This window comes from Paenibacillus endoradicis (genome assembly GCF_024721975.1).
Genome location: NZ_JANQBB010000005.1, coordinates 207,305 through 232,530 on the forward strand (window position 1 = coordinate 207,305; position 25,226 = coordinate 232,530).

At 38.1% G+C, this 25,226-nt stretch carries 25 protein-coding genes, 1 other RNA gene and 1 other annotated feature; of the genes, 16 read left to right on the forward strand and 10 right to left on the reverse strand.

Annotated elements, in window-relative coordinates:
- Nucleotides 1-47 precede the first annotated feature (47 nt).
- From hemE to NV377_RS17420, 5 genes are all read left to right on the forward strand, one after another.
- Entirely contained in the window at nt 48-1,109 is a 1,062-nt protein-coding gene (hemE, locus tag NV377_RS17400) for a uroporphyrinogen decarboxylase (RefSeq protein ID WP_258202067.1), read from the forward strand.
- Between the two features lie 139 nt (nt 1,110-1,248).
- A complete protein-coding gene (gene hemH / locus NV377_RS17405) occupies nt 1,249-2,190 on the forward strand; it encodes a ferrochelatase (protein ID WP_258202068.1) in 942 nt (313 codons plus the stop codon).
- A gap of 4 nt (nt 2,191-2,194) precedes the next feature.
- On the forward strand, nt 2,195-3,634 hold the full coding sequence (gene hemG, locus NV377_RS17410) for a protoporphyrinogen oxidase (protein WP_258202069.1): 1,440 nt from the start codon (nt 2,195-2,197) through the stop codon (nt 3,632-3,634).
- Between the two features lie 260 nt (nt 3,635-3,894).
- Nucleotides 3,895-5,217 (forward strand): CapA family protein, encoded by a 1,323-nt coding sequence (locus NV377_RS17415; protein WP_258202070.1) that lies wholly within the window; start codon nt 3,895-3,897, stop codon nt 5,215-5,217.
- Nucleotides 5,218-5,258: 41 nt separating this feature from the next.
- The gene (locus NV377_RS17420; protein ID WP_258202071.1) at nt 5,259-6,077 is read left to right on the forward strand and encodes a DUF92 domain-containing protein; all 819 of its coding nucleotides are present in this window, start codon (nt 5,259-5,261) and stop codon (nt 6,075-6,077) included.
- 158 nt (nt 6,078-6,235) lie between these two features.
- On the opposite strand, the gene pepF is transcribed toward NV377_RS17420, so the two are convergent.
- The 3 genes from pepF to NV377_RS17435 all read right to left on the reverse strand — a co-directional run bounded on the left by pepF (nt 6,236) and on the right by NV377_RS17435 (nt 8,740).
- Nucleotides 6,236-8,026, reverse strand: a complete 1,791-nt coding sequence (pepF, locus tag NV377_RS17425; protein WP_258202072.1) for an oligoendopeptidase F — start codon at nt 8,024-8,026, stop codon at nt 6,236-6,238.
- Nucleotides 8,027-8,278: 252 nt separating this feature from the next.
- The gene (locus NV377_RS17430; protein WP_258202073.1) at nt 8,279-8,458 is read right to left on the reverse strand and encodes a phosphoethanolamine transferase CptA; all 180 of its coding nucleotides are present in this window, start codon (nt 8,456-8,458) and stop codon (nt 8,279-8,281) included.
- A gap of 48 nt (nt 8,459-8,506) precedes the next feature.
- Nucleotides 8,507-8,740: a hypothetical protein gene (locus tag NV377_RS17435; protein ID WP_258202074.1), complete on the reverse strand. Its 234-nt coding sequence runs from the start codon at nt 8,738-8,740 to the stop codon at nt 8,507-8,509.
- Between the two features lie 232 nt (nt 8,741-8,972).
- On the opposite strand from NV377_RS17435, the gene NV377_RS17440 reads away from it, so the two are divergent.
- Nucleotides 8,973-9,170: a cold shock domain-containing protein gene (locus tag NV377_RS17440; protein ID WP_308860163.1), complete on the forward strand. Its 198-nt coding sequence runs from the start codon at nt 8,973-8,975 to the stop codon at nt 9,168-9,170.
- Between the two features lie 105 nt (nt 9,171-9,275).
- Here NV377_RS17440 and NV377_RS17445 read toward each other — a convergent pair whose 3' ends face one another.
- Entirely contained in the window at nt 9,276-10,451 is a 1,176-nt protein-coding gene (locus tag NV377_RS17445) for an MFS transporter (RefSeq protein ID WP_258202075.1), read from the reverse strand.
- 237 nt (nt 10,452-10,688) lie between these two features.
- On the opposite strand from NV377_RS17445, the gene NV377_RS17450 reads away from it, so the two are divergent.
- From NV377_RS17450 to NV377_RS17460, 3 genes are all read left to right on the forward strand, one after another.
- The gene (locus tag NV377_RS17450; protein WP_258202076.1) at nt 10,689-11,717 is read left to right on the forward strand and encodes a tetraprenyl-beta-curcumene synthase family protein; all 1,029 of its coding nucleotides are present in this window, start codon (nt 10,689-10,691) and stop codon (nt 11,715-11,717) included.
- A gap of 253 nt (nt 11,718-11,970) precedes the next feature.
- Nucleotides 11,971-12,939: a 6-phosphofructokinase gene (gene pfkA / locus NV377_RS17455; protein WP_258202077.1), complete on the forward strand. Its 969-nt coding sequence runs from the start codon at nt 11,971-11,973 to the stop codon at nt 12,937-12,939.
- A 58-nt stretch (nt 12,940-12,997) separates the two neighbouring features.
- Nucleotides 12,998-13,250: a binding site (T-box leader), on the forward strand.
- Between the two features lie 193 nt (nt 13,251-13,443).
- Nucleotides 13,444-14,997, forward strand: coding sequence for a 2-isopropylmalate synthase (locus NV377_RS17460; protein WP_258202078.1), 1,554 nt, complete (start codon nt 13,444-13,446; stop codon nt 14,995-14,997).
- 129 nt (nt 14,998-15,126) lie between these two features.
- Here NV377_RS17460 and NV377_RS17465 read toward each other — a convergent pair whose 3' ends face one another.
- Both NV377_RS17465 and NV377_RS17470 read right to left on the reverse strand, forming a co-directional pair.
- Complete coding sequence (locus NV377_RS17465; protein ID WP_258202079.1) at nt 15,127-15,321, reverse strand: hypothetical protein; 195 nt, start codon at nt 15,319-15,321, stop codon at nt 15,127-15,129.
- A gap of 147 nt (nt 15,322-15,468) precedes the next feature.
- A complete protein-coding gene (locus NV377_RS17470; protein WP_373425828.1) occupies nt 15,469-16,308 on the reverse strand; it encodes a YitT family protein in 840 nt (279 codons plus the stop codon).
- Between the two features lie 158 nt (nt 16,309-16,466).
- Here NV377_RS17470 and cshA point away from each other — a divergent pair, with 158 nt between their 5' ends.
- Nucleotides 16,467-18,086 carry a degradosome RNA helicase CshA gene (cshA, locus tag NV377_RS17475; protein WP_258202080.1) on the forward strand — a complete coding sequence of 540 codons (1,620 nt, stop codon included), beginning with the start codon at nt 16,467-16,469 and terminating at the stop codon, nt 18,084-18,086.
- Between the two features lie 71 nt (nt 18,087-18,157).
- Here the strand turns inward: cshA and NV377_RS17480 are convergent, their stop codons facing one another.
- Complete coding sequence (locus tag NV377_RS17480; protein WP_258202081.1) at nt 18,158-18,271, reverse strand: YjcZ family sporulation protein; 114 nt, start codon at nt 18,269-18,271, stop codon at nt 18,158-18,160.
- A gap of 147 nt (nt 18,272-18,418) precedes the next feature.
- Here NV377_RS17480 and NV377_RS17485 point away from each other — a divergent pair, with 147 nt between their 5' ends.
- From NV377_RS17485 to NV377_RS17495, 3 genes are all read left to right on the forward strand, one after another.
- Nucleotides 18,419-19,228, forward strand: coding sequence for a YesL family protein (locus tag NV377_RS17485; RefSeq protein WP_258202082.1), 810 nt, complete (start codon nt 18,419-18,421; stop codon nt 19,226-19,228).
- Between the two features lie 51 nt (nt 19,229-19,279).
- Nucleotides 19,280-19,462, forward strand: a non-coding RNA gene (gene ssrS, locus NV377_RS17490) — 6S RNA.
- 109 nt (nt 19,463-19,571) lie between these two features.
- A complete protein-coding gene (locus tag NV377_RS17495) occupies nt 19,572-19,964 on the forward strand; it encodes a DUF1499 domain-containing protein (protein ID WP_258202083.1) in 393 nt (130 codons plus the stop codon).
- Between the two features lie 56 nt (nt 19,965-20,020).
- Here NV377_RS17495 and tpx read toward each other — a convergent pair whose 3' ends face one another.
- A complete protein-coding gene (gene tpx, locus NV377_RS17500) occupies nt 20,021-20,539 on the reverse strand; it encodes a thiol peroxidase (protein WP_258202084.1) in 519 nt (172 codons plus the stop codon).
- 100 nt (nt 20,540-20,639) lie between these two features.
- Here tpx and NV377_RS17505 point away from each other — a divergent pair, with 100 nt between their 5' ends.
- Nucleotides 20,640-21,281 (forward strand): rhomboid family intramembrane serine protease, encoded by a 642-nt coding sequence (locus NV377_RS17505; protein ID WP_258202085.1) that lies wholly within the window; start codon nt 20,640-20,642, stop codon nt 21,279-21,281.
- Nucleotides 21,282-21,307: 26 nt separating this feature from the next.
- The gene (gene gltC, locus NV377_RS17510) at nt 21,308-22,198 is read left to right on the forward strand and encodes a glutamate biosynthesis transcriptional regulator GltC (protein ID WP_258202086.1); all 891 of its coding nucleotides are present in this window, start codon (nt 21,308-21,310) and stop codon (nt 22,196-22,198) included.
- Between the two features lie 114 nt (nt 22,199-22,312).
- Here the strand turns inward: gltC and NV377_RS17515 are convergent, their stop codons facing one another.
- Nucleotides 22,313-22,981 (reverse strand): zinc metallopeptidase, encoded by a 669-nt coding sequence (locus tag NV377_RS17515; protein WP_258202087.1) that lies wholly within the window; start codon nt 22,979-22,981, stop codon nt 22,313-22,315.
- A gap of 31 nt (nt 22,982-23,012) precedes the next feature.
- Nucleotides 23,013-23,453, reverse strand: coding sequence for a MerR family transcriptional regulator (locus NV377_RS17520; RefSeq protein ID WP_258202088.1), 441 nt, complete (start codon nt 23,451-23,453; stop codon nt 23,013-23,015).
- 417 nt (nt 23,454-23,870) lie between these two features.
- On the opposite strand from NV377_RS17520, the gene NV377_RS17525 reads away from it, so the two are divergent.
- Nucleotides 23,871-25,223, forward strand: a complete 1,353-nt coding sequence (locus tag NV377_RS17525; protein WP_258202089.1) for an ammonium transporter — start codon at nt 23,871-23,873, stop codon at nt 25,221-25,223.
- Nucleotides 25,224-25,226 lie beyond the last annotated feature (3 nt).

The following is a 25,226-nucleotide window of genomic DNA, read 5'->3' on the forward strand; positions in this document are numbered from 1 at the left end:
GGGCATAATGAAAGATAGACAATATTACATAGAGAAGAGGTTCTATAATGGCTTACAATGACCTATTCATACGTGCATGTATGAAAGAAGAGGTTGAACGTATTCCTGCATGGTATATGCGTCAAGCTGGTAGATATGATCCTGAGTATCGAAAAATCAAAGAAAAATATACACTTCTAGAAATATGTAAGCAACCAGAATTAGCGGCAGAAGTAACGATGATGCCAGTTAAAAAATTAGGTGTAGATGCGGCTATTCTGTACTCTGACATTATGAATCCTGTAGCTTCAATAGGGATTGATTTTGATATTGTTGCTAATGTAGGTCCGGTCATCCATAATCCGATCCGTTCAGCTGCTGATGTTGCAAGGTTAAAGCCAATAGATGTGGATAAAGATTTGTCTCATGTTATTGAAACGATAAAAATATTAGATCGTGAGTTAGAGGTGCCACTAATAACATTTGCAGGTGCTCCGTTTACGATCGCTAGTTATCTTATAGAGGGTCGCCCTTCTAAAAACTACTTGAAAACAAAAGAATTAATGTATAGTGAGCCCCAAGTATGGCATCAATTGATGGACAAGCTCGGTGATATGGTTATTACGTATTTACGTGCTCATCTTGCAGCAGGCGGTAAAGCGTTCCAATTATTCGATAGCTGGGTAGGTGCGTTGTCACCTGCAGATTTCAGAGTATTTGTATTACCGACAATTGAACGTATTTTCTCTGAACTAGAACATATATCACAACCGAAAATTTATTTCCCTGGCGTGGCTTCAGGTGAGTTATTACCCGAATTAAAAAATGTAAAAGCCAATGTTATTGGTCTAGATTGGCGTGTTCCGATTGCAGATGGTCGCAAAAGATTAGATCATCAATTTGCAGTACAAGGAAACTTAGATCCAACGATTCTTCAGGCTCCTCAAAAGGTTATTGAGAAATATGCGGCAGAAATTATCGATCAAGGCATTGAAGAACCTGGCTTTATATTCAATTTGGGACATGGACTGTTCCCAGAAGCATCACTAGAGAAGCTGAAGGATTTGACTGGGTTTATTCATAGTTATTCAGAGCAAGCTATTGGACGGTTGGTCAAATCGTCCAATTGAGATCACGCTTGACAAGCTCCGAAGTGAACTCGGTCGCGGCTTCTCCTTGTTGGCGACAAACGTATAATTCGACCTTTTATTAGAATTAAGCAAGTAGTATATCCCCAGAGGATAAAAAGTTTTAGGAGGAAATAAGTCGATGGTACAGCAAAAAATAGGGGTATTAGTTATGTCGTACGGTACTCCCCAATCTTTAGATGATGTAGAAGCATATTACACTCATATTCGTCGTGGTCATGCGCCTACGGCTGAACAACTGAAAGATTTAACTGATCGTTATGAGGCAATTGTAGGTGGAGTATTCCCATTACGTAAAAATACCGATGCACAAGTAGCTGGTTTGCAAAATAGGCTGAATGAAATTGCACCCGATCGCTATGTTTGTTACCAAGGCTTAAAGCATGCAGCACCACTAATCGAAGACGGTGTAGAGCAAATCGCTCAAGATGGTATTAAACATGCGATTGGAATCGTACTTGCACCTCATTACTCTGTGATGAGTGTAGGTAGTTATGTAAAGCGAGCTCAAGAAAAAGCTGCTGAACTAGGCATTAAGATGAAATTCGTACAGTCATACCATCTTCATCCTAAACTTATTGAAGCATTAACAGATAGAGTGAATAACGTTTATGAACAACTGGCACCATTGCAAGGTGATAAGCCAGTGAAAGTTCTTTTCAGCGCACATAGTTTACCTGAGAAGATTAGAGAATTAGGTGATCCGTATGAACATCAATTAATGCAGACATCTGAAGCGATTGCTGAAAATACAGAAATCGAGGACTGGCAATTCACATGGCAGAGTGCAGGACGTACGCATGAGCCGTGGTTAGGTCCAGATATTTTGGATACGATGGAACAAGTAGCACAACAAGGTTATAAAGCGATACTATCAGCACCGATTGGTTTTGTTTCCGATCATCTTGAAGTGTTGTACGATCTTGATATTGAAGCGAAAGCGAAAGCAAAGCAGCTTGGTGTATCTTTCGAGCGGATAGCTATGCTGAACACTGATCCTTTATATATGGATACGTTAGCCGAATCTGTTATTACAGTAAGTGCGCAACTAGGGAAGGAATGACATAATGCGGAGTGCAGAAACGATTGATACAGTTGTCGTGATAGGCGGAGGGATCAGCGGACTGAGCTCCGCTTTTTACTTGCAAAAGTTAGCTAGAGAAAGTGGTCAAACCATTGACGTTGTACTAGTAGAAGCGGAAGATCATCTAGGTGGAAAAATTAATACGCTACAAAAAGAAGGATTTGTCATTGAAAAAGGTCCAGATTCTTTTCTATCCCGTAAATTAGCGATTATTGATCTAGCTCATGATCTATCCATAGAAGATGAACTTGTCGCGACAAATCCCAATGCTTCGAAAACGTATATTATGAACAAGCTTCAATTACATGCTATGCCACCGGGACTAGTACTTGGCATACCGACAGATATTATCCGTTTTTTGCAAAGTGATCTTGTTAGTCCAGAAGGTAAACTTGCTGCATTAGCTGATCTACTGAAAGGAGCAACTCCAGCGGAGCGAGATGAATCGCTCGGGGGCTTTCTAGCTAGAAGGATTGGGAAAGAGCTTGTAGCAAAAATCGCAGAGCCACTACTTGCCGGTATTTATGCTGGTGATCTATATAAGTTAAGTCTTAACGCGACGTTCCCACAATTTGCTCAGTCAGAGAAGGAATTTGGTAGTGTTATTCTTGGTTCACGTCATAATAAACGTGTAACTGAAGCACAGAATCAAGGTAAAACACCAGCAACGTTTATGACTTTCCGCAATGGTCTATCGACAATGGTAGATGCGTTAGAGAAGGCATTATCAAGTATAACAATTAAGCTCAATAGCAAAGTAGACCGTTTTGAAAAATCGGAACAAGGATATACTGTTCATTTGCAAAATGGAGAACAATTACAGGCACAAGGTGTTATCGTTACAACACCGGCTTTTGTATCCGATAAATTACTAAGAACTCATATTAACAGTGAAGGACTAGCTAATATCCGCTATGTATCTGTTGCAAACGTAGTGATGGCATTCGATAAATCCAATTTTGGTGTAGATTTTGATGGATCTGGATTTTTAGTACCTCGTTCGGAAGGGTTGCATATTACAGCATGTACATGGACGTCTAATAAATGGCTGCATTCTTCACCTGAAGATAAGGTTCTATTACGATGTTATGTAGGTCACTCAGAGGATCAACAGTCTGTTAAGCTTGACGATGAATCACTGATAGCTGCTGTACGTGAAGATATTAGGAAAACTGTAGGTTTAACAGCAGAGCCGTTATTCACGGAGATTACGAGGCTTAATAACTCTATGCCACAATATCCAATTGGACATGTGGATGCTATAAGGGATATGAGGATTGAACTTAGCGAGAAACTGCCAGGAATATGGGTAACAGGGGCAGCTTTCGATGGAGTAGGTTTACCTGATTGTATTCGCCAAGGAAAAGCAGGCGCTCAAATTATGCTAGACTACTTGGAAGATGTTGCAGTGAAAAAACAATAGTGTAAGGTATCTAGTGAGGAGCTAATTTATCCATCATGAAACTCGATGATGAATAAATTAGCTCTTTTTTATTAATTATTTGCTATTCTAATTCGTTGAATGAACAGAATATCCAGAAAATTTGTAAGTTTTTGTAGTTAAATATATTCCCTTATCTAATAAGTAAATTAGAAAATATTAACTCAGACTACCGATTAAACGATATAATGAGAGAAGTTCTGGAATATGTGAATGTATTACATATGAAAAGGAGTTCTCTTATGTCTTTATCTAGAATGGAAACGAAAAAACGTGAGCAACAAACAAAGGATCGAAGTAAAAAAAAGAAGCGCCGCTTATGGTTAGTCAATACATCGCTGTTAGCCATTATTATTATTGTTGTAGCAATATTCTTTGGTGGAGAAAATTTATGGATTACTGCCAAAGAGCAAGTAAGTAAATTGTCGATGTTCAAAGATACAACAAAAGAGAGTACAGTAGAAGTTTCTGGAGTTACTAATGAGAAGATTGAACCTACTGATCCTCTAATTACAGAAGATTCAAAGGATAATAGCGCTATTGATGAAAATACAGTAACAGAAGATCCGGTTACCATTGAAGAGGAAGAGATTACACCAATAGATACAGAATCTACTACAGTTAATCTCGCTTTTGTTGGGGATATTTTGCAAGGGGAATATATTAATAGTTGGCTACAGAAAGAAGGTTATAGCTACCCTTTTCAGAAAGCATTGCTGCATTTAAGTGTAGCTGATATTACAGCAGGCAATTTAGAGATGCCGATTACAACGAGAGGTACAGCTGCTGATGATAAGACTTATGTATTCAAAGGAGCGCCAGAAGGTCTTCAAGGACTTGTAGATGCTGGAATAGATGTCGTTTCATTAGCGAATAACCATACGTTAGATCAAGGTGTTAAAGGTATGTTAGATACGATTACTCACTTGAATGAATATGGGATTAAACATACAGGAGCGGGTAATGATGATACGGAAGCTTACACACCTGTTATCCAAGAGGTTAATGGAATTAAAGTAGCTTATCTTAGTGTTAGTCATGTATTGCCTAATACATCGTGGAAAGCAAATAAGTATACCGCAGGACTAGCTGAAGCATATGATCTAACTAGGATATTACAAGCTATCGAAGAAACTGAGAAATTAGCCGATATTACGATCGTAATGGTTCATTGGGGTGAGGAAAGAGAAAGTAAGCCAGAAGCAGATCAATTAAACATAGCACGACATTTGATAGACGGGGGCGCTGACTTAATAATCGGTAGTCACCCCCATGTATTACAAGGGTTTGAACAGTATAATGGAAAATGGATTGCATACTCATTAGGAAACTTCGTATTTGCTTCACATCCTAAGGGCAAGCAAGCGGAGTCAGGGGTCTTGAGTGCTACTTGTAACAAATCAGCGGAATGTGAAATGACTTTCTATCCAATGAAAATTGTTAATGCACAGCCTACACCTGTAGAAGATGAAGAAGCTGAAGAAATGCTACAGTTTTTACAGGATGTATCTCGCAATGGCGTTGAAATTGACAAGCGTGGCAAACTGTCACTAGCAAAGCCATAATAACAGAATTAAGATGCAACAAGTAAAGTGAGGATGAATTCGTGGTATCAATTGTTTCAGAATGGTGGATTAGAATACTTCTAGGTGTAATAGGAAGTGGTTTGATTGGTTATGTTGCCTATCGTAAACAATCATTATCACTTTCTGGTATGTTGTCGGCAATAATAATGGGTACGGGCTTCGTACTGTTTGGAGAGCCAATTTGGTTCTCATTATTAATTGTATTTTTCATAAGCTCCACAGTTTGGTCAAAGTGGAAGCGTTCCGTAGCTAAGAAGCGGGAAGCGGAAGGTAACTATGAGAAAAGTGGTAGACGCGACGCAGGGCAAGTGTGGGCAAATGGTGGGATAGGCCTACTGCTCTGTATTGGTCATGCCATATTGCCACATGAAGGTTGGTTATATGCGTACATAGGCGTTATGGCTAGTGTAACAGCTGATACATGGGCAACGGAAATAGGGGCACTAAGCAAAAGTCAGCCAATCTCCGTAATTACTTGGAAACGTGTGAGTTCAGGAACAAGTGGTGGTATAAGTTGGCTAGGGAGTTTAGCATCATTAGCAGGAGCGACATTGATTGGACTAATTAGTAGTCTATATATGCAATTTGATTACCGTTATATCGTAGCTGGAGCAATAGCTGGCTTCGTTGGAGCGATGATTGATTCAATAATGGGTGCTCAATTGCAAGTAATGTATCGCTGTAATGTATGTGGAAAAATTATTGAGCGTAAAACTCATTGTGGTGCTAAGACACAATATTGGCGTGGGCTATCTTGGATGAACAATGATAGGGTCAATGGTCTATCAAGTGTAATAGGTGGAGCGGTATCTTTTGGATTAATGTTGTTTATAGTTTGATAACAACGAACAATATGAATTAATAGAAGATGCAAATACATAGTCGAAGCATAATTATTTCTTGCAACGAACTAAAGTAACAAATAAAAGGCTTCCTCCTATGTTCTCGCGAGATGCGAAAGCATAAAAGGAAACCTTTTTATTATGCAGAGCTTATTTTACTTTACTAGCTCTTCCATTTGCGAGATAAGATCTTCGAACACGCTCATTGCCTGCTGAATCGGCTCTGGAGAAGACATATCAACACCAGCACGTTTTAAAATCTCAATTGGATAGTCACTGCCACCACTCTTCAGGAAACCAAGATAGCGTTCAACAGCAGGCTCGCCCTCATCAAGAATTTGTTTAGAGAAGCTTGTTGCAGCTGAGAAGCCAGTCGCGTATTTATACACGTAGAAGCTTGTGTAGAAATGCGGAATTCGAGCCCATTCCATTGCGATATCTTCATCAACTTTAACACCTTTACCGTAATACAAGACGTTCAAGTCATAGTAGATGCTGCTTAGATCTTCAGGAGTTAATGACTCGCCTTGCTCTGTACGCTCATGAACAATTTTCTCGAACTCAGCAAACATCGTTTGACGGAATACTGTAGTACGGAATTGATCAGCATAATACGTAAGTAGATACAACTTCTCTTTAGGATCTGTTGATTTCTTAAGCAAGTAATCCATTAGTAATGCTTCATTCAATGTAGAAGCAACTTCTGCAAGGAAGATTGGATATTGAGCATCACGATAATTTTGTGCTTCATCTGAATGGTAAGAGTGAAGTGCATGACCCATCTCATGAGTTAATGTAAACATGCTGTTCAAATTATCATTGTGATTCAATAGTACGTATGGATGTGTACCGTATGCGCCCCAGCTATAAGCACCACTACGCTTACCTTCGTTCTCGTATACATCGATCCAGCCACTATTCAAGCCTTCTTTCAATACAGATAAGTATTGCTCTCCAAGCGGTTGTAGGCTTTCTTCAACAATACTTTTAGCTTGATCGTATGTAATATTCATATCGAACTCATCTACTAAAGGAGCAAATAGATCATACATATGAAGCTCATCTACACCAAGTAATTTTTTGCGAAGTTCCATATAACGATACATTAATGGTAAGTTTTCATGGATCGTATCAATTAGATTCGTATATACACTAGTAGGCACGTTATCCCCATATAGGTACATATCAAGAACTGAATCATATTTTCTTGCTTTTGCATAAAATAAATTTTTGTTAACATTAGCACTGAACGTTGCACCAAGTGTGTTTTTTAAGCTGCCATAAGTAGCATAAACTGCTTTGAATGCTTCCTGGCGGACTTCACGGTTTTTACTTTCAAGAAATTGAATGTAGGTACCATGAGTTAGTTCTACTTCCACACCTTTTTCATTTTTCACTTTAGGGAACTTCATATCAGCGTTATTTAACATACTAAAAATATTGTTAGGTGAAGAGCTAATATTACTTACTTGAGCCATTAATGCTTCTTCAGCTTGAGTTAAAATATGAGCTTTGGAACGCTTCATTTCTTCAAGTGAATGACGATATTTCTTAAGTTGTTCATTATTAATTAATGCATCTAGTTCATCGTTAGTTAAAGCAAGGATTTCAGGAGTGATGAAAGATAATGCCTCACTAGCTGAAACGTTAATTTTACGAGCTTTTTCAGATAAAGCTTGATACTTTGTATTCGCCATGTTTTGATGCAAACGCATATTAGCATATACATATAAGCGCTCAAGTGAGATAGACAATGTATCCTCTAACTCAAAGCATTTATTAACTTCAGCAGCCGAAGATAGCTTTCCTTGAAAGGCAGCCAATTGTGGGATTAATGCTTTAACTTGATCGTATTCTTGATCCCATGCTTTCTCGCTTTCAAAGATATGCTCAAGCTCCCATTGGAATTCTTTTGCAACCTCTTCACGTTTAGGTACAGTACTCATACTATTCCTCCTTAGATCCTTTTTGGATTGACTTATGTACACATCACTGGCAGCTTGTAATGTTGTAGATTGTAATAATGCTACCAGCGTAATGCAACAAACTAACTTTACGATTATTAACTTATTCATAGGTTCACCTCAGATAGCATATATACCCATATACTATCTCCGAAATGAACGAAACTATGCGCTACTCGAAGTTGTTCGAGAGGATCCTCTTTGAATACCTACTAATGATGGTCTTCACTTAGATTATGTGCCTAGTTTCAATAAAGAATCTATGATGATGAAAAATGCGAATAAAATCATTAGTATGGCAAAAATAGATAGCCATCTCTTCATAGAAGTTGGAATGGTGTCCTTTTTCAACACTAAGACCGCACCTAACGAGAATGCAACAATAATGAATATTAAACTTATGGATGGATCCATATTACTATTCACCTCCGTGTTCAAGCATGAGAATGAATTGCCTTATCATTAGACGTTACGGAAGTTGTCCATAATTTCTTTTAGTTCATCTTCACGACCAATAAAGTTTTCTGCAAGGAAATGATTTGCAGCCCAATGAAGCATTTCAGGTCGACTGATGAATTGATATCCTTCTTCGCCCCACTGATCAGATATTTCACGAATAACAAGAGTTTTCCCTTGAACTTCGACAGTCAGCATATTGTATTTATCGCGCTTGTAGATTACATGTTTTTTGTACATAATGATCTCTCTTCCTTAATTGAAATGCGTTAATATTAATATCATAGCTATTATTGAGATGACAATCAACAAAAGACGGTGAATTACTAGTAATTCGTAGGCATAACTTTATATCATCACCAATATAATAGATAATATTCATAATTTGTAAAAATTGCAATTATTATGGATTAATCGTATAATGACCGTATTCACTGTAATTGCAGTGGTCAATTCTAGGAGGTTGTTTATTTTGAAAGGTACAGTTAAATGGTTTAATGCAGAAAAAGGTTATGGTTTCATTCAAGCTGAAAATGGCGAGGACGTATTTGTTCACTTCTCCGCAATTCAAGGCGATGGCTTTAAGTCTTTAGATGAAGGACAATCGGTTGAATTTGATATTACTGAGGGCAATCGCGGTGCACAAGCTGCGAATGTTACAAAGTTATAATAGATCGAATGACAATTAAAGTTCAAAAAGCAGAACGATATCGATTGAGATAAGACAAGAGGGCTAGCTACCATCACTTGATGGAGGCGAGCCCTCTTTCTTTGTCTATCGATCCCCGTATTTGAAATTATAAAAAATGAATCCGATAGCTCCTACGATCGCAAAAGCAGTAGCGAGTTGATAGAACAAATGATGACCAAAATTGGCATAGATTTGTCCGCCAGCTAAGCCACTTATACTGCCTGCTACACCCATCCATATAATGGTGAATATTGCTTGACCCGATGCTCGGAAATGATCTGGAAGTAATTGAGACATATATCGAAGTGCAGTAGAGAAATAAATTCCGAATGAAACACTATGCATCAATTGAGTGACTATTACCCAATGTGGTTCAGTAATAGATGAGAGAAGGAACATCCGCATCGCATACATGATGGAAGCAAAGATTAATAATGGTATCTCTTTGAACTTATCTCCGTATTTACCTAACAGAAAGAGTACTGGAATTTCACTTAACGCTGATATCAACCATGCTAGTCCTACAAATGAATCCGATGCTCCAATGTGGCGAAGTGTTACCGCGAGAAATCCTTCATACATACGATGTGCTGTAGAAATAAAAAAGAGTAAAATAAAGAAATATACTACTTTAGGTTGTTTTAAAATTGTTAAAAGACCGGAAAAATCAAATTTCTTTGAACTGCCATGATAATCTTTAATGAAAAATGTCCCTATTATTGATGCAGCAATCGTTAAGAGTAGAAGATTTAATGTCTGGCCAGTACCAACTTGTTTAAGGATAAGTCCGAAGCTATATGCACTTAACGCAAAACCTAGTGAGCCAAATATGCGAACTAAAGCATAAGGTGTTCCAGTGTACTTACTAGAAAGCAATATCAAACTATCATTCAATGGATTAATTGGGGTTTGACAAAAATAGAATAAGGTCATAATGAGACAAGTAATAGAAAAAGAATCAACTTGATGTAACAATCCAATTGCGACAAATTGGAAAATAAATAAAATACGAACTAATTTCACAATCGTCTGATTTTTGTCACTTATGAAACCAGTAAACATATTTGCAAATATCGATATCATTGGTCCGACGGAGTAGAGAAATCCAATTTGGCTCTCATTATATCCTTTATCAAGAAAAAATAACGGAAGAAAGCTAACGACTAAAGCTTGAGTAGAGTACGATATGAAGCTATAACTTCTGAGAGATAGAGTCTCACGTTTAGCGTTAGAACTTGGGGGAGTAACTGTGTCTTGCATGCTAGTGTTCACTCCAATATGATTATTATTAAGGAATTGTAAAATAAGTATAACAGAAATTGTGTGTGCTGATGGCTAGATTATTGCGGTAATTATATGTTACATTTACATGTAGATGATCTCTTATAGAAATTTGCACTTTTCATCTGCTTGTGCCGATCTCACAGATCAAGGAGGTGCAACAACATTCTTATTACTAAAAGTAAAAGAAAGGCGCCTAATGGTGCCATAAGATTAATGCATCGTGTGTACAAATATGTACTCCCAGATGTAGCACATGAGCTAGAAAAGCTTAAAAACCGTGCAGAACTGATACCTAATCCGGAACTTAGAATGCAAGCCCTTAATAGTATTCAAGATAAGAAATTTCACTGTCAGGGTGGTGGCGTATATGCCGCGGCTAATTTGCAATATCGTACAGTTTTAATACCACTAATTGTAGCACTCCAAACGATTAGTGATTATTTGGATAATTTGTGTGATAGAAGTACATCGCTAGACGCTGAAGATTTCAGAATGCTACATCAATCTATGCTAGATGCTGTTACGCCTGGTGCATCGTTAAAGGACTATTATGCATTCCGTGAGGAGAAGGATGATGGTGGATATTTACATCATCTCGTGTCACAATGCCAACAACAAATTATGTTGTTACCTTCCTATAGCGCTGTACAATTTCATGTAACACACTTGGTATCATTATATGGTGACTTGCAAGTGTACAAGCATATTGCTAAAGAGCTCCGTGAAGAGAAGCTGCTAGGATGGTGGGAAGAACATAAGTTTGAGTATCCGCATTTGCAGTGGAATGAGTTTGCTGCAGCATCAGGATCTACTTTAGCAATGTTCATGCTTTTTCTAACTGCTACTGAAGAGGGGATAACTGAGGAAGATGGTATAAGAATCAAAAATATATATTTCCCGCATGTTTGTGCATTACATATTCTACTTGATTATCTTATTGATCAAGAAGAAGACAAGGCCGGTGGAGATTTGAATTTTTGCAATTACTATGAAAGTGAAGCTACACTTGTTGACCGTATCGCTATGATAGTAAATCGAGCAAGGAAGGATGTACAAGAACTCCCTGCATCGGGCTTTCACCGCTTAATTATAGAGGGCTTACTTGCTTTATATTTGTCAGATCCTAAAGTACAGCAGCAATCTGATGTTCGTAAAGTATCAAGACAACTTATGAAGAAAAGCCCGTTAACTCGATTATTCTTTTTTGTGAATAGTGTTTGGATACGTAAGCAACAGGCTTAGTATATAAAAGGTAGTACAAAAAGCAGGATTTGATAACGAAGTGATTCCGGAAGCTTTATCGGCATGGAATATGAAGCGAACTTGGGAAGTGTAGCATAAGCTTCCGATGTATGTTTCTTGCAGAAACATTGTAGGGACTCGTGTACCAACTACGTACACTGGAGTGTCCTCCTTCCTCAAGTAGCGCGCCATTTTCTTGATTCTAAAATGCCACTTTTTGAACATTTACTTTAAGGAAACTGGAGGAATATTTATGTCATCAGTCAAAAAAATTGCAGTATTAACTAGTGGTGGAGATTCACAAGGGATGAACGCAGCAGTACGTGCTGTCGTTCGTAGTGCTATTTTCCATGGAATTGAAGTGTTTGGAGTACAACGTGGTTACCAAGGGTTATTGAACGATGATTTGCGTCCAATGGATCTACGTAGTGTTGGTGATATTATTCAGCGCGGTGGTACGATTCTACAAACCGCAAGATGTAAAGAATTTACTACACCTGAAGGTCAACAACGTGGTGCGGACATTTTGAAGGCTAGAGGTATAGATGGACTAATCGTTATTGGTGGAGATGGTTCCTACCAAGGGGCAAACAAATTGAGCAAATTAGGAATTAAAACGATGGGGATTCCAGGTACCATCGATAATGACATTCCATATACAGATTTCACAATTGGCTTCGATACTGCTGTTAGCGTAGTCGTTGATGCGATTAACAAAATTCGTGATACAATGTCTTCTCATGAGCGTACGTCTGTAGTTGAAGTAATGGGACGTCACTGTGGTGATATTGCGCTTCATGCAGGACTTGCAAGTGGAGCTGAAACAATTATTGTACCAGAAGTTCCATATGATCTTACTGAAGTAGCAGAGCGAATGAAAGCGAACTTCGAAAAAGGTAAACGTCATAGTATTATCATTGTTGCAGAAGGCGCCGGAAAAGGTGAAGATGTAGCACAAAAAATTACTGAAATTAGTGGTATTGATGCACGTGTAACGGTACTTGGTCATATTCAACGTGGTGGTACTCCAACAGCACAAGATCGTATTCTTGCAAGTCGTCTTGGAGATTTTGCAGTGCGTCAACTTATGGAAGGTGTTTCTGGTAAAGGTTGCGGCGTTATTAACGGTGAACTAGTTGTTAATGACATCGATCTAGTAACAACAACGAAACGTCCGTTCGATATGGAGATGTATGACCTAGCACTTCGTTTGTCTCAATAATTTACTTAGGAATTAGTTGACATATGTAACAAATGGGAATATAATTTGAAACAAATATTAGTAGGCGTTGATTGGAATTATTAGAAAAATGGTAACTTTCAGAGAGTCGGTGGTTGGTGAGAACCGATAGTTTAAATTTTTTGAACTCGTCCAAGAGCTACTCTCTGAACATTAAGTAGGAGATGTCGGTTTTCTACCGTTATCAAGATAGGCAGTGTTGGCTGCCGAATTAAAGTGGATTATTATGTGCTTATTTTGAGCATCATCATAATCAATTAGAGTGGTACCGCGAGCAACGCCTCGTCTCTATAGTTATATAGAGACGGGGCTTTTTTTGTTGCTACAAAGAGCTAGCATGCATCAAATAGCTAGAATTACGAAGTGATTTTCCTTTGCGAGAAGTATGACGAAAAGAACATGGAAAGTTTGGGTTAAGGCTTCCGAAGTACTTTTCATTTGCGAGAAGTATAACGGAAAGAATATGAAAAGTTGAAGGAGTGATTGATGATGAGAAAGATATTGGTTTTTGACACAACGTTGCGTGATGGAGAACAGGTTCCAGGAGCTAAACTTAATATGTATGAAAAAGTTGAGGTGGCTAAGCAACTCAAAAAGCTACAAGTTGATATTATCGAAGCGGGATTCCCAGCATCTTCACAGGGTGATTTTTTAGCCGTTCAAGAAGTTGCGAAGAAGGTTGGTCAATCCGATAACATCATAATCACTGCCTTAGCTCGAGCGGTGAAAAGCGATATTGATGCTGTATATCAAAGTGTGAAACTTGCTCAAAATCCATTAATTCATATTGTACTTGGTACATCTGATATTCATGTTGAAAAAAAATTCGGAAAGTCAAAAGATCAAGTACTAAATATTGGTGTGGATGCAGTAAAGTATGCTAAAACATTGCTTCCTGCAGTGCAGTATTCAACTGAGGATGCTTCTCGAGCAGAATTTGAGTACTTGTGGTCAACGATCGAAGCGGTTGTGAAAGCTGGAGCTACTATAATTAATGTACCTGATACTGTTGGATTTGCAGTTCCTGAAGAGTTTGGGTATCTTATACATCGGTTGAATGATCGCTTGAAAAACTTGGATGATAAAGTACTGCTAAGTGTACATTGTCATAATGATCTTGGTATGGCTACAGCGAATACGTTAGCTGCTGTCAAAAATGGTGCAGATAAAATAGAAGTTACAATAAACGGTATTGGTGAACGTGCAGGAAACACTGCACTTGAAGAAGTTGTTATGGCATTGAAAACTAGGTCTAACGTATATAATGCTGTAACGAACATTAATACGAAAGAAATAATGAATACATCTCGTCTAGTTAGTAATTTTATGGGGCTTGATGTTCAAGTCAATAAAGCGATAACAGGTGATAATGCCTTTGCTCATTCCTCAGGAATTCATCAAGATGGTTTGTTGAAATCTCGTGATGCATATGAAATTATTTCGCCGAGTGATGTCGGTCTGGATGATATGGAATTGGTTTTAACTGCTCGTTCTGGAAGACATGCAGTGAAAAATGCGTTAGAGCAACTTGGGTTAATGCCTGCAGATGAGAAAGATTTTGAGGGTGTCTTTACGAAGTTCCTAGAAATTGCTGATACAAAAAAAGAAGTTTATAACCATGATTTATACATCCTTGTTGAAAATTATCATGCGTTACACGGTAATGGGTGTGAGCGTCAAAATATGAGTCAACATTTCTATGAACTAGAGGATTTCCAAGCAATTATAAATAGCACTTTCCCTTCTGCGAGTGTAAAGCTTAGTAAGGGGAATGAAAGTATAACTCACAGTGCTACGGGCTCTGGACCGGTAGATGCGTTATATTCTGCAATTACAGCCATTTGCGGTTTGGAATTGGAACTACTAGAATACAATATTAGTTCTGTTTCAAGAGGCAAAGAAGCATTTGGTAAAGTGAAAATAAAAGTTAGTCATAAGGGAAAGTCATATATTGCAAAAGCGACGGATACTGATATTATGAAGGCAAGTGTGCTTGCTTATATCAATGCAGTTAATAGTGTTGTTGTAGATTCGTTATAACAATTACTTTTACGTAAAAAATTAGCTTTTTGAAATGAAAATTATTTAAAATTGAAAAGCCTATGCCGCAATTTCAATAGTGGCATAGGCTTTTTTTATTAATGAAGCAATAAGCGGTGTTCGATCCATTTAATGCAAAATCATACTCGTTTGACCTTGACAAATACTGAATTGCACAATTTCCATTGCATCTTCAGGCTCAAGTAACTCGATGCCATCACGTAATACAATTTTCGTATCTAACTCCTGAATGGTCAAAAAATTAACTAATTCAGGTGCTAGACGCTCAACAATTGTTGCAAGTGTAACAGTTTCCATATCCATCCAACAACACCCCAATCGTTAAAGTGTTACTTGCGAAAGAAAACTACATCTCGAAACAGTTGATTAGAACGTCTTTATTATATCATAACGAAAACAATAAAATACAGTAAGTTCAAAATATGGGCTTTAAATGGGCTGATATTCTTTTCATTTTCGAAACTCACCTAGTACACCAACGGTCTCGACAATGGTGACAAATGCGTGCTTATCGATAGAATGAATATTTTTTTTAAGATCTGCTAGTTCATACCGAGTTCTAACTGTCATTAACATATCACGATCACTTGATGTATAAGCACCTCGTGTCTTAATAATGGTTATTCCTCTTGGATGAGATAGTAAAGACTGAAGCATTTCATCAGTTCGGGTAGTGATGATAAATACGGTGACTTTTAAATGCTTGATGTGAATACTATCTATAAGTTTACCCACACAGAAAATCGCAACGAGAGAATATAGTGCTAGCTCCCAATTGCCGGTGAACAATATATGAACGACGATAACAAAAGCATTAAGTCCCGACAGAATAACGCCAACGGGCACATCTCTCTTTTGTGTAATAATGGAGGCGATAATGTCGAATCCTCCTGTAGATCCGCCGCTTCTTAGAGCTAGTCCACTTGCAAATCCTACGACGATACCACCGAATACGGATGCAAGTAGAATATCATCTGCCAATGCATGTACAGGAATAATCTGCATAAATATCGTTGCAGTAATAACTGAGTAAATACTCCAGACAACAAATTTCTTCCCTAATGAAAACCAACCCCATATTAATATAGGTAAATTCAGTACTAAATATAACCAACCGATATTGCTATGGCTAATATACCCTATAAGCATCGCAACGCCTGATACGCCGCCACTAAGAAGTTGACTTGGAATGAGTAGCATGTTGAAGCCAAAAGAAATACATGCTGAACTTAGTGTAAACATAATGAGTCGTAATAAAAATTGTTTTTTGTTAAATGCAACTGAAGTCATTGGACACTCGCTCATTTCGTTATGTTATATTATCTCAATTGTAGTTACATTTATAGTATGGGTAACAAACCGCAACTAGTATTCATACGACAATCTGTGCTATAATAGTAATGACGTTTTTTTTAGAGGCTTTAAAATAGAAGGAGTATGAGAATAGTTTGAAAACATTTGCTGAATTTGGCTTGGAACCTAAAGTGTTACAAGCAATTACAGAGCTTGGATTTGAAGAGTCAACACCTATACAGGATAAAGCGATTCCGATTGGATTAACTGGTAAAGACTTGATTGGCCAAGCTCAAACAGGAACGGGAAAGACAGCGGCATTCGGGATTCCGCTTATTAACAAAATTCCGGTTAGCGAAGAGCGCATTGTTGCGCTTATTATGACCCCTACACGTGAGCTTGCAATACAAGTTTCAGAAGAAATCGGAAAGCTTACGAAATACAAAGGACTTCGTTCATTGCCAATTTATGGTGGACAAGAGATTGGCCGTCAAATTCGCGCTTTGAAAAAGAAGCCTCAAATCATTATTGGTACACCTGGTCGTCTACTTGACCATATTAACCGCAAAACAATTCGTTTGGAAGATGTTCAAACTGTTGTACTAGATGAAGCGGATGAAATGTTGGACATGGGCTTCATGGAGGATATTCAAAACATCCTTAAGCAAGTTCCAGCAGATCACCAAACAATGTTGTTCTCAGCTACAATGCCTGCGAACATTCAACGTCTTGCACAACAATTTTTACGTGAGCCTGAACATGTGTCTGTTATTCCTAAACAAGTAACAGCACCGTCCATTGAACAGTCTTATATTGAAGTTCATGAACGCCAAAAGTTTGAAGCTCTAAGTCGTTTGCTTGATATGGAATCTCCGGATCTTGCTATCCTATTCGGTCGTACAAAACGCCGTGTAGACGAACTTAGTGAAGCATTGCAAAAACGTGGATACAGTGCAGATGGCCTTCATGGTGATCTATCACAAAACCAACGTGATGCAGTAATGCGTAAATTCCGTGATGGAAGCATTGATGTTCTAGTTGCTACTGACGTAGCTGCTCGTGGACTAGACGTTTCTGGCGTAACGCATGTAATCAACTTTGACCTTCCTCAAGATCCTGAAAGCTATGTACATCGTATCGGTCGTACTGGTCGTGCAGGTAAAGAAGGTAAAGCTTGGTCATTCGTAACACCGCGTGAAATGGATCATTTACACTTTATCGAGAAAATCACTCGTCAAAAAATGGTTAAAAAACCTTTGCCAAGCTTAAGTGAAGCTATCGAAGGTAAGCAACGTATTACTGCTGAACGTGTTATCGAATTAGTGGATAATGATGATATTGCAGAATACAAAGGTCTTTCTATTCAATTGCTTGAGCAATACGATTCTGTGCAATTAGTTGCTGCAGCATTGAAATTGCTTACAGGAGATAAGAAAGAAGTTAATATCGAATTAACACCTGAAGAACCGCTTCGTGCGAAAAAACGTAGACCAGATGTTCGTTCTAGTGGTCGTCCGTTTAATCGTGGTGGTAGTGGTGGCAGTGGATCAGGTGGCGGCGGTTACCGTGGTGGCGGTAACAGCGGTTCAAGAGATCGTCGTCCTGGTGGCGGCTATAAAGGTAACAATAGCGATGGTTCTAAAGACGGCGCACGCAGCGGCTACAACAAACGTAGCGGCAGTAGTGAAGGTCGTAGTTCTGAAGGTCGTTCTGAGCAACGTCGTCCGTCAGAAAATCGTCGTCCTCGTCCAAATACAACAACAAGTAATGAGTAAAATCGGAAAAGTCCGTGCTGCCTAGCGGGCATCACGGACTTTTTCTACATAATATTCAGTGTTTCATTTAATTAACAGCCAAATCCAAGTGTACAAGCAATAATTACTAGAAGAATGAATAATACTAAAATTGCTGAAAATGAATTGTTATTATTACCACACTGTCCAAATGATGCGTTGCCCATATTAGCAACCTCCTTAATTTTTCTTGTTGGGGAACATACCATATACTATGCTATAGTTGCCGGTTGGATTAGACGGATACCTAGATTACTCATTTTTGGGCATATTTCAAAAAAATTTTCTTGTTATTGAAAATGGAGGCGTATTCAATGGAACCTAGAGGCATAATGGGTGGATTATATCGTGCATCTGAATGGATCATGAGATTATCCTGTATTAACTTACTGTGGATACTATGTGGTTCTCCGTTCTTTATCTTTTTTGGGATGAGCTTACTATCCTTATTGAATAATAGTGTGCCTGAAGATCAGTTGCTTGCATTTATTCAGCAGACATCAATCATGTTGGCAATTTTGGCTCCGTTTACATTTTTCCCTTCTACTGCTGCGGTGTTTACTATTGCACGGAAATGGGTAACTGGTGATACGGATGTGCCTATGTTTAAAACTTTTTTCAGAGGATACAAAGATAACTTTAAGCAAAGTATGTTAACAGGTATAATTTACTCTATTTTAATTGTCGTGCTAGTGGTAGATTATTATTTCTTCTTTAGCAGCGATGGTGGGAAAATTGTATCAAGTATTTTCATAGGTCTTGCTATTTTAGTTATTATATCATTGTTGAATTTCTTCTCCATGCTCGTTCATTATCATATGAAGACTTTTCAATTAATTAAAAATGCGATTTTAATTACGATTGGTAAACCTTTCCGTTCTTTATCGACAGCAATACTATGCGGAGCGGTGCTGTACATCAGCTTTACTCAATTCCAATGGTTATTGATATTCTTCACGGGTAGTATCATTGCAACGATTGCTTATTGGAACTTCAATACGATCTACAATAAGTTACAACAACAATTAGATGATATGAAGAAGAGTGAAGAAGAGGAACCTGAAATCACAGCTGAACTAGATCGTGAAGATCTGGTTAAAACTGACTATAAGGATTCCAAATAATTACAGGCTATTCTTCGTTTACTTTTTGACTAATTCGGTCTATAATTACAATACATCCTGCGGTGTTCGTAAAGGCTCTTCGTTGTTTTGAACCAATGGCTGTTTCAAGGGAGTTCAAATTTTTATACGGCTGACATGCCCTGCACATGGGATCTCAAATGTATAGATGAGGGCACCCACCTGCTTAGAGCGGGTTCAGAAACATTTGGGCTTAACGGCATTTGCGGGTATTTATTGTAGATCGAGAGCGATTAACTGGTTACTGCCAGTGAAAGCTCTTTTTTCATAGGTGGAAACATGTTATCATGAATGGAAGAGTAGAGATAAGAGGGGGAGATCTTAGTTGTTAAAACGTACCTTAATCGGCTTAGTTCGTAGTTTTGATGGAACGGGCGATAGAGTTAAAGATCCAGCACTTAAGTCGCATGTATATAAGCTTTCGAAAGATAAAGCTTGGGATGAAGTAGTTTCCATTTTGAAAAAAATGCAAGGCTACCGTTTATTACACGAGGTTCAATCTGTGGGAGAGATCGTACTTGAGAAACGTACGATTTTTGGGAGAACGATGGATATTACAGTTTCTGTAATTAGTGTTGATCCGTTGCGTTCTGCAGTAGATATTTATTCAGCGTCTCGCGGTTCATTAGGAGATCTTGGTTCCAATTACCGAGTAATTATGGACATTTACCGAGTTTTAGATAAAAAGCTAGCTGCATATAAATTGCATAACAACTAATGAAAAAGCGAGGAAGGTAATTACCTTCACTCGCTTTGTTTCCACAAAAAGACCAATTATGTAAGTTGCTTAGCAGCAGCTAAAGCGGCTTCGTAATCGGGGTGGCTACTCATTTCACTTACATATTCAACGTATTGAATAACATTATTTTGATCAAGAACAAAAATAGAACGCATATCTATTGCGAATTCTTTAATGAATACTCCATAAGCGATGCCGAAGTTATTATCTCTATAATCGGATAATAGAATAACATCGTTAATGCCTTCAGCGCCACACCAGCGTGCTTGTGCGAATGGTAGATCAGCACTTACAGTTAGAATAGCAACGTTGTCACCTAACTTAGTAGCTTCTTCATTGAAGCGACGAGTCTGAGCTTCACAAACGCCAGTATCGATGGAAGGGATAACGCTAATAAGTTTTACTTTACCAGCAAAATCTTCAAGGGAAACAATTTCACCAAGTGATTTGTTAAGTTTGAAATCTGGAGCTTGGTCGCCGATATTTAATTGTGGACCAACTAATGTAAGAGGACTACCTTTAAATGCTGCAACACCAGTACGTTCTTGAGACATATTAGAATTTCCTCCTTGGATTTAAGGTTTTAACTACGTTCATATTATAAGCCTACATACATCACCTTGTCCAATTACGTTAAAGGAAGTGTTTCTGACTATGATATTTTTAAGATATGAAAGTTTTCGTGGATATCTGAAAAGTTTCCCGGTAACTTCTGCAATTGTTGCCCTCTGTACATTGTATTTTCTATTCATATTCGTTATGGGAGACCTAACTAACATGTATGGATATGGGGTTTTTTATGCGCATCCGACTGACAATCCCTTCGGTTTGGACGAGCCGTGGAGATACGTCACTTCTATTTTCATGCATGCAAACTTAATGCACCTCATCCAAAATATGATGATGCTAATTATAATGGCTCCACCGCTTGAACGTATTATGAAAAGTGGTCGTTACCTAATCTTCTATCTTCTATGTGGTATTGGAGGCAACTTTATCTCTGCCTGTGTTAATAATCTTGCAGGTAATGTAGGCATAGAGGGTATACATATGGCTGTTGGAGCATCTGGTGCGATCTATGGCGTTTTAGGTGCATATCTGTTTCTTGTAGTATTTCGTAAAAAATGGCTTGATCCTTCATCGATCAGGACGATATATTGGATCGTTGGTTCTGGTATTGTCTTTTCGCTTTTGTATTCTAACATAGATTTCTGGGGACATGTTGGAGGCTTAATAACGGGTTTTGTGTTATATCGATTGTTTGATCGAATAGCTGCAAGAAATAGAAAAGGATAAAAGTGGAGTAGGAGAGATTTTAACTTATGGAATTGCGACAGCTTTATTACTTTGTAAAGGTGGCACAAAAGGAACATGTAACGCAAGCTGCGGAAGAGTTGCATGTTGCTCAGTCAGCAGTAAGTAGGCAGATCCATCAGCTAGAAGAAGAACTAGGAGTAAAGTTGTTCGTTCAAAAAGGACGTAATTTACAATTAACACCAGTGGGACAATTGTTTCTAAGACGCGCAGATGAAATATTGCGTGAATTGGATCGCGCAGTACAGGAAGTTCATGAATTTCTAGATCCAGAGAAGGGGGAAATTCGTCTTGGATTTCCTCATAGCTTAGGTATTTCTCTAGTTCCACAAGTAGTAGCTGCCTTCAGACATCATAATCCAGATGTGAAGTTTAGATTTAGACAAGGGATGTACCCGACTTTAATTCGTGATTTGGTTAAAGGTGACATAGATTTGGCGTTCATTTCACCTGTTCCAAGTGAACAGGATCAAGTGACAGGAAAAGTGTTGATTACAGAAGAATTGTTTGCGATTTTACCAAGCAACCATCCTTTAGCTAATCGAGATGAAATACGTCTAGGTGAGTTGAAAGATGATCAATTTATCGTATTCGGTGAAGGATATTCCTTGCGCCCCATCGTAATGAATGCATGTGAAGCTGCAGGATTCACGCCTAATATAGCATTTGAAGGGGAAGAAACAGATACGATTCGTGGGCTTGTAGCAGCTGGTATGGGGGTAAGTTTACTACCAAAGATGGCTGTTGAGTTCGTAGCACCAATTCCTATTGCAATCGTAAAGGTGATTGATCCCGTCATTACTCGAAATGTTGGAATTATACATCGTACTAATGAAAAGTTACCACTAGTAGCAAAAGTGTTTTATAATTTTCTTATGAATTATTTCGCGCGTAAGTAATTCGTAAAAATGAGTTATTTCACAATAAGGCAGTAATAACAATCGAACATAAGTATCCATAACAAAAAAAGAAGCTATCGCATTTGCGATAGCTTCTTTTTTATTGGTGTAAAATTATTCGCGATTTTGAGTAACGATCAGTACATAACGGATAAGCTCTAGAAGTGAAAGTAGTGCTGCTGCAACATATGTAAGAGCAGCAGAGTTAAGCACTTTAGCTACGCCTTTTTCTTCGTCACTACGAATAAATCCTTCAGATATCATCACATCTCTTGCTCGATTACTTGCGTTGAATTCAACAGGTAATGTAATAACTTGGAACAATACCGTACAAGCGAAGAAGACTACACCAAGTTGAGCGAGGCCCATCATTTGGAAAAGAAAACCGGCGATTAATAGAAATGGTGCTACACCAGAAGCGAAATTTACTATTGGGAAAATTTTGTGACGTGCTACTAAGAATGGATATGATTCTTTATGTTGAATAGCGTGACCAATCTCATGACAAGCTACTGCAATAGCACTTATTGATGTTTCGTAATATACGGGTTCAGATAATCTTACTACACGATTAATAGGATCATAATGATCTGTTAGTGAACCAGCAACCGGCTCGATTGGGATGTGTTGTAATCCGTTACTATCTAACATACGTCGAGCAGCTTGATAACCGGTCAATCCACTAGAAGTTGCAACAGTTGACCATTTCTTAAATGTACCTTTTACTTTGAATTGTGCCCAAATCGTCAATCCAAAGGCCAAAATAATGAGAATTATCATCATTTGAAATTCCTCCATGTTCAAGATGAATACGTTACATAAGTGAGCTTTTGTTCATTAATAGCATCAAAGCTTCTATACAAGCTGCTGTTTGAGGTAACAATCGAGTATAGAGGTGTTTTGCTTGCTTTGGCTTAAGTTGATCCAGAACTGGCTCTAATTGCTTTACTTCACGCTGAAGCACAGAGAGTTGTTGTTCGAGTTCTGAAAGTTTTAAACTTAAGTTCTTTTGAGAAGTGATGCTCTCCCATTGTGCCAAAATCTCTTTTATCTCATCTAACGTATGTTTATCTTTTTTTAATGATTCAATACGTTCTAATCGGTGCAAGGTTTCAACATTATACAAACGATACTTATTATCTGAGCGCATTGTAGGTAGTATAAGTCCGATAGATGTATAGTAATCAATCGTTCGAGGGCTAATATTCGCAAGTTTCGAGAGTTCACCAATTCGATATAATATTGCTTCTTTCAAGAGTTTCACCGTCCTTCGTTGTAGCCTCTCTACTGATTTTAATAGTAAAGGGTGGTTCTCGTCAAACGTCTCTTCATATAATAGTGAATTAAAAATATTCGATTAATTCTAATAACAGAAGAATCTCCTCCGATTATGTTCCCAATAGCAATAAAGTGCAATAGATATTAATAAGTAAACGCTAAATATTAGAAGGTGTAGAAAATGAATTGGTGGAAGGCTCATACGGTTCTTGTAGAATAATATTGCATTATGTTAGGTAATGATGGATTTCTTTAATGATTTTTCTTGTTATGCATAATAGTGCAAATATCAATACACAAAATATATTCTTTTCCCACCCCATCAACGATACAATAACATTAATTCTTACGGAATATGTTAGATAACATTACATCATATTGAGGAGTGGTTGTTATGATTAAAAAAACATTACTGGCTTTAGGGTTGATATCGATGATCTTCCCGCTTGCAGCATACGCATCTGAAGCAGATATTGCAAACCTTACTATGGGATTAGATTCGCTTTGGATCATGCTGGCATTCATCCTAGTATTATTGATGCAAGGTGGGTTCATTCTACTAGAAGCTGGTTCCACTCGAATGAAAAATGCAGGGCATGTAGCAGGTAAAACAATTTTCACAGTAGGTTTAGCAGCAATTGTTTATTGGGCAGTAGGTTATGGTGTAGCATTTGGTTCTAGTGGTATTAATGGGTTTATGGGTTGGGGTGAATTCTTCTTCTCTCCTGCAACAGAAGTTCTTGAGGGAGAAAGTTTTCCAGCATCAGTATTCTTCTTATTCCAATTAGCTTTCGCAGCAATTTCGCTTTCTATTGCATGGGGTGGATTTGCGGAACGAGCTAAATTAGGTTCATATGTCATATTCACATTGTTCTATGTGTCATTTATTTATCCGATTGTAGCGCACTGGATTTGGGGTGGCGGTTGGTTAGCTGAACATGGTGCACAAGATTTTGCGGGCTCAACAGTAGTTCATTTATCAGGTGCAGTAGCGGCTCTTGTAGCAACGATTTTACTTAAACCTCGTATTGGTAAATTCAACAAAGATGGTTCTCCAAATGAAATTCTAGGACATAACCAAGTATTTACAGCGCTATCAGTTCTTCTACTTTGGGTAGGTTGGTTTGGATTCAATGCTGGATCTACTGTAGCAATTGGCGATGGATTCTTCGCTTACGTTGGTTTCACTACAATGATTGCAGCAGGCGCTGGTGGTGTTTCTGCACTATTAATCTCATGGGCAGTAAGTGGTAAAGCTGATATTACATCAATGCTTAACGGTGTACTTGGTGGTTTGGTAGCAATTACAGCCTCTTGTGCGTTCGTAGATCCTTGGGCTGCTGCAGTTATCGGACTAATCGCTGGTGTACTAGTGTTCTATAGTGTTAAAATGTTTGAAAAACTTAAAATTGATGATCCAATCTATGCACTTTCTGTTCACGGTATGGCTGGTGTGTGGGGTACGATTGCTAACGGTATCTTCGCTACTCAAGCACTTGCTGAAAAAGTTGGTATTGGTCAAGGTGGTTTGATCGATACAGGTAGCTTCAAGCAACTATGGGTACAAATTGAGTCTGTTGTATTTGCTGGAGTATTCGTTGCCGTTTCTTCATTCATCGTACTTGGAATTATGAAAAAAGTAATGGGCTTCCGTGTTACTGAAGAGCAAGAGATTGTTGGTCTTGACTTGTCTGAACATGGTGTATATGGATATCCTGAGCAATTAACGAAAAGTGAAAAAGCATAATAC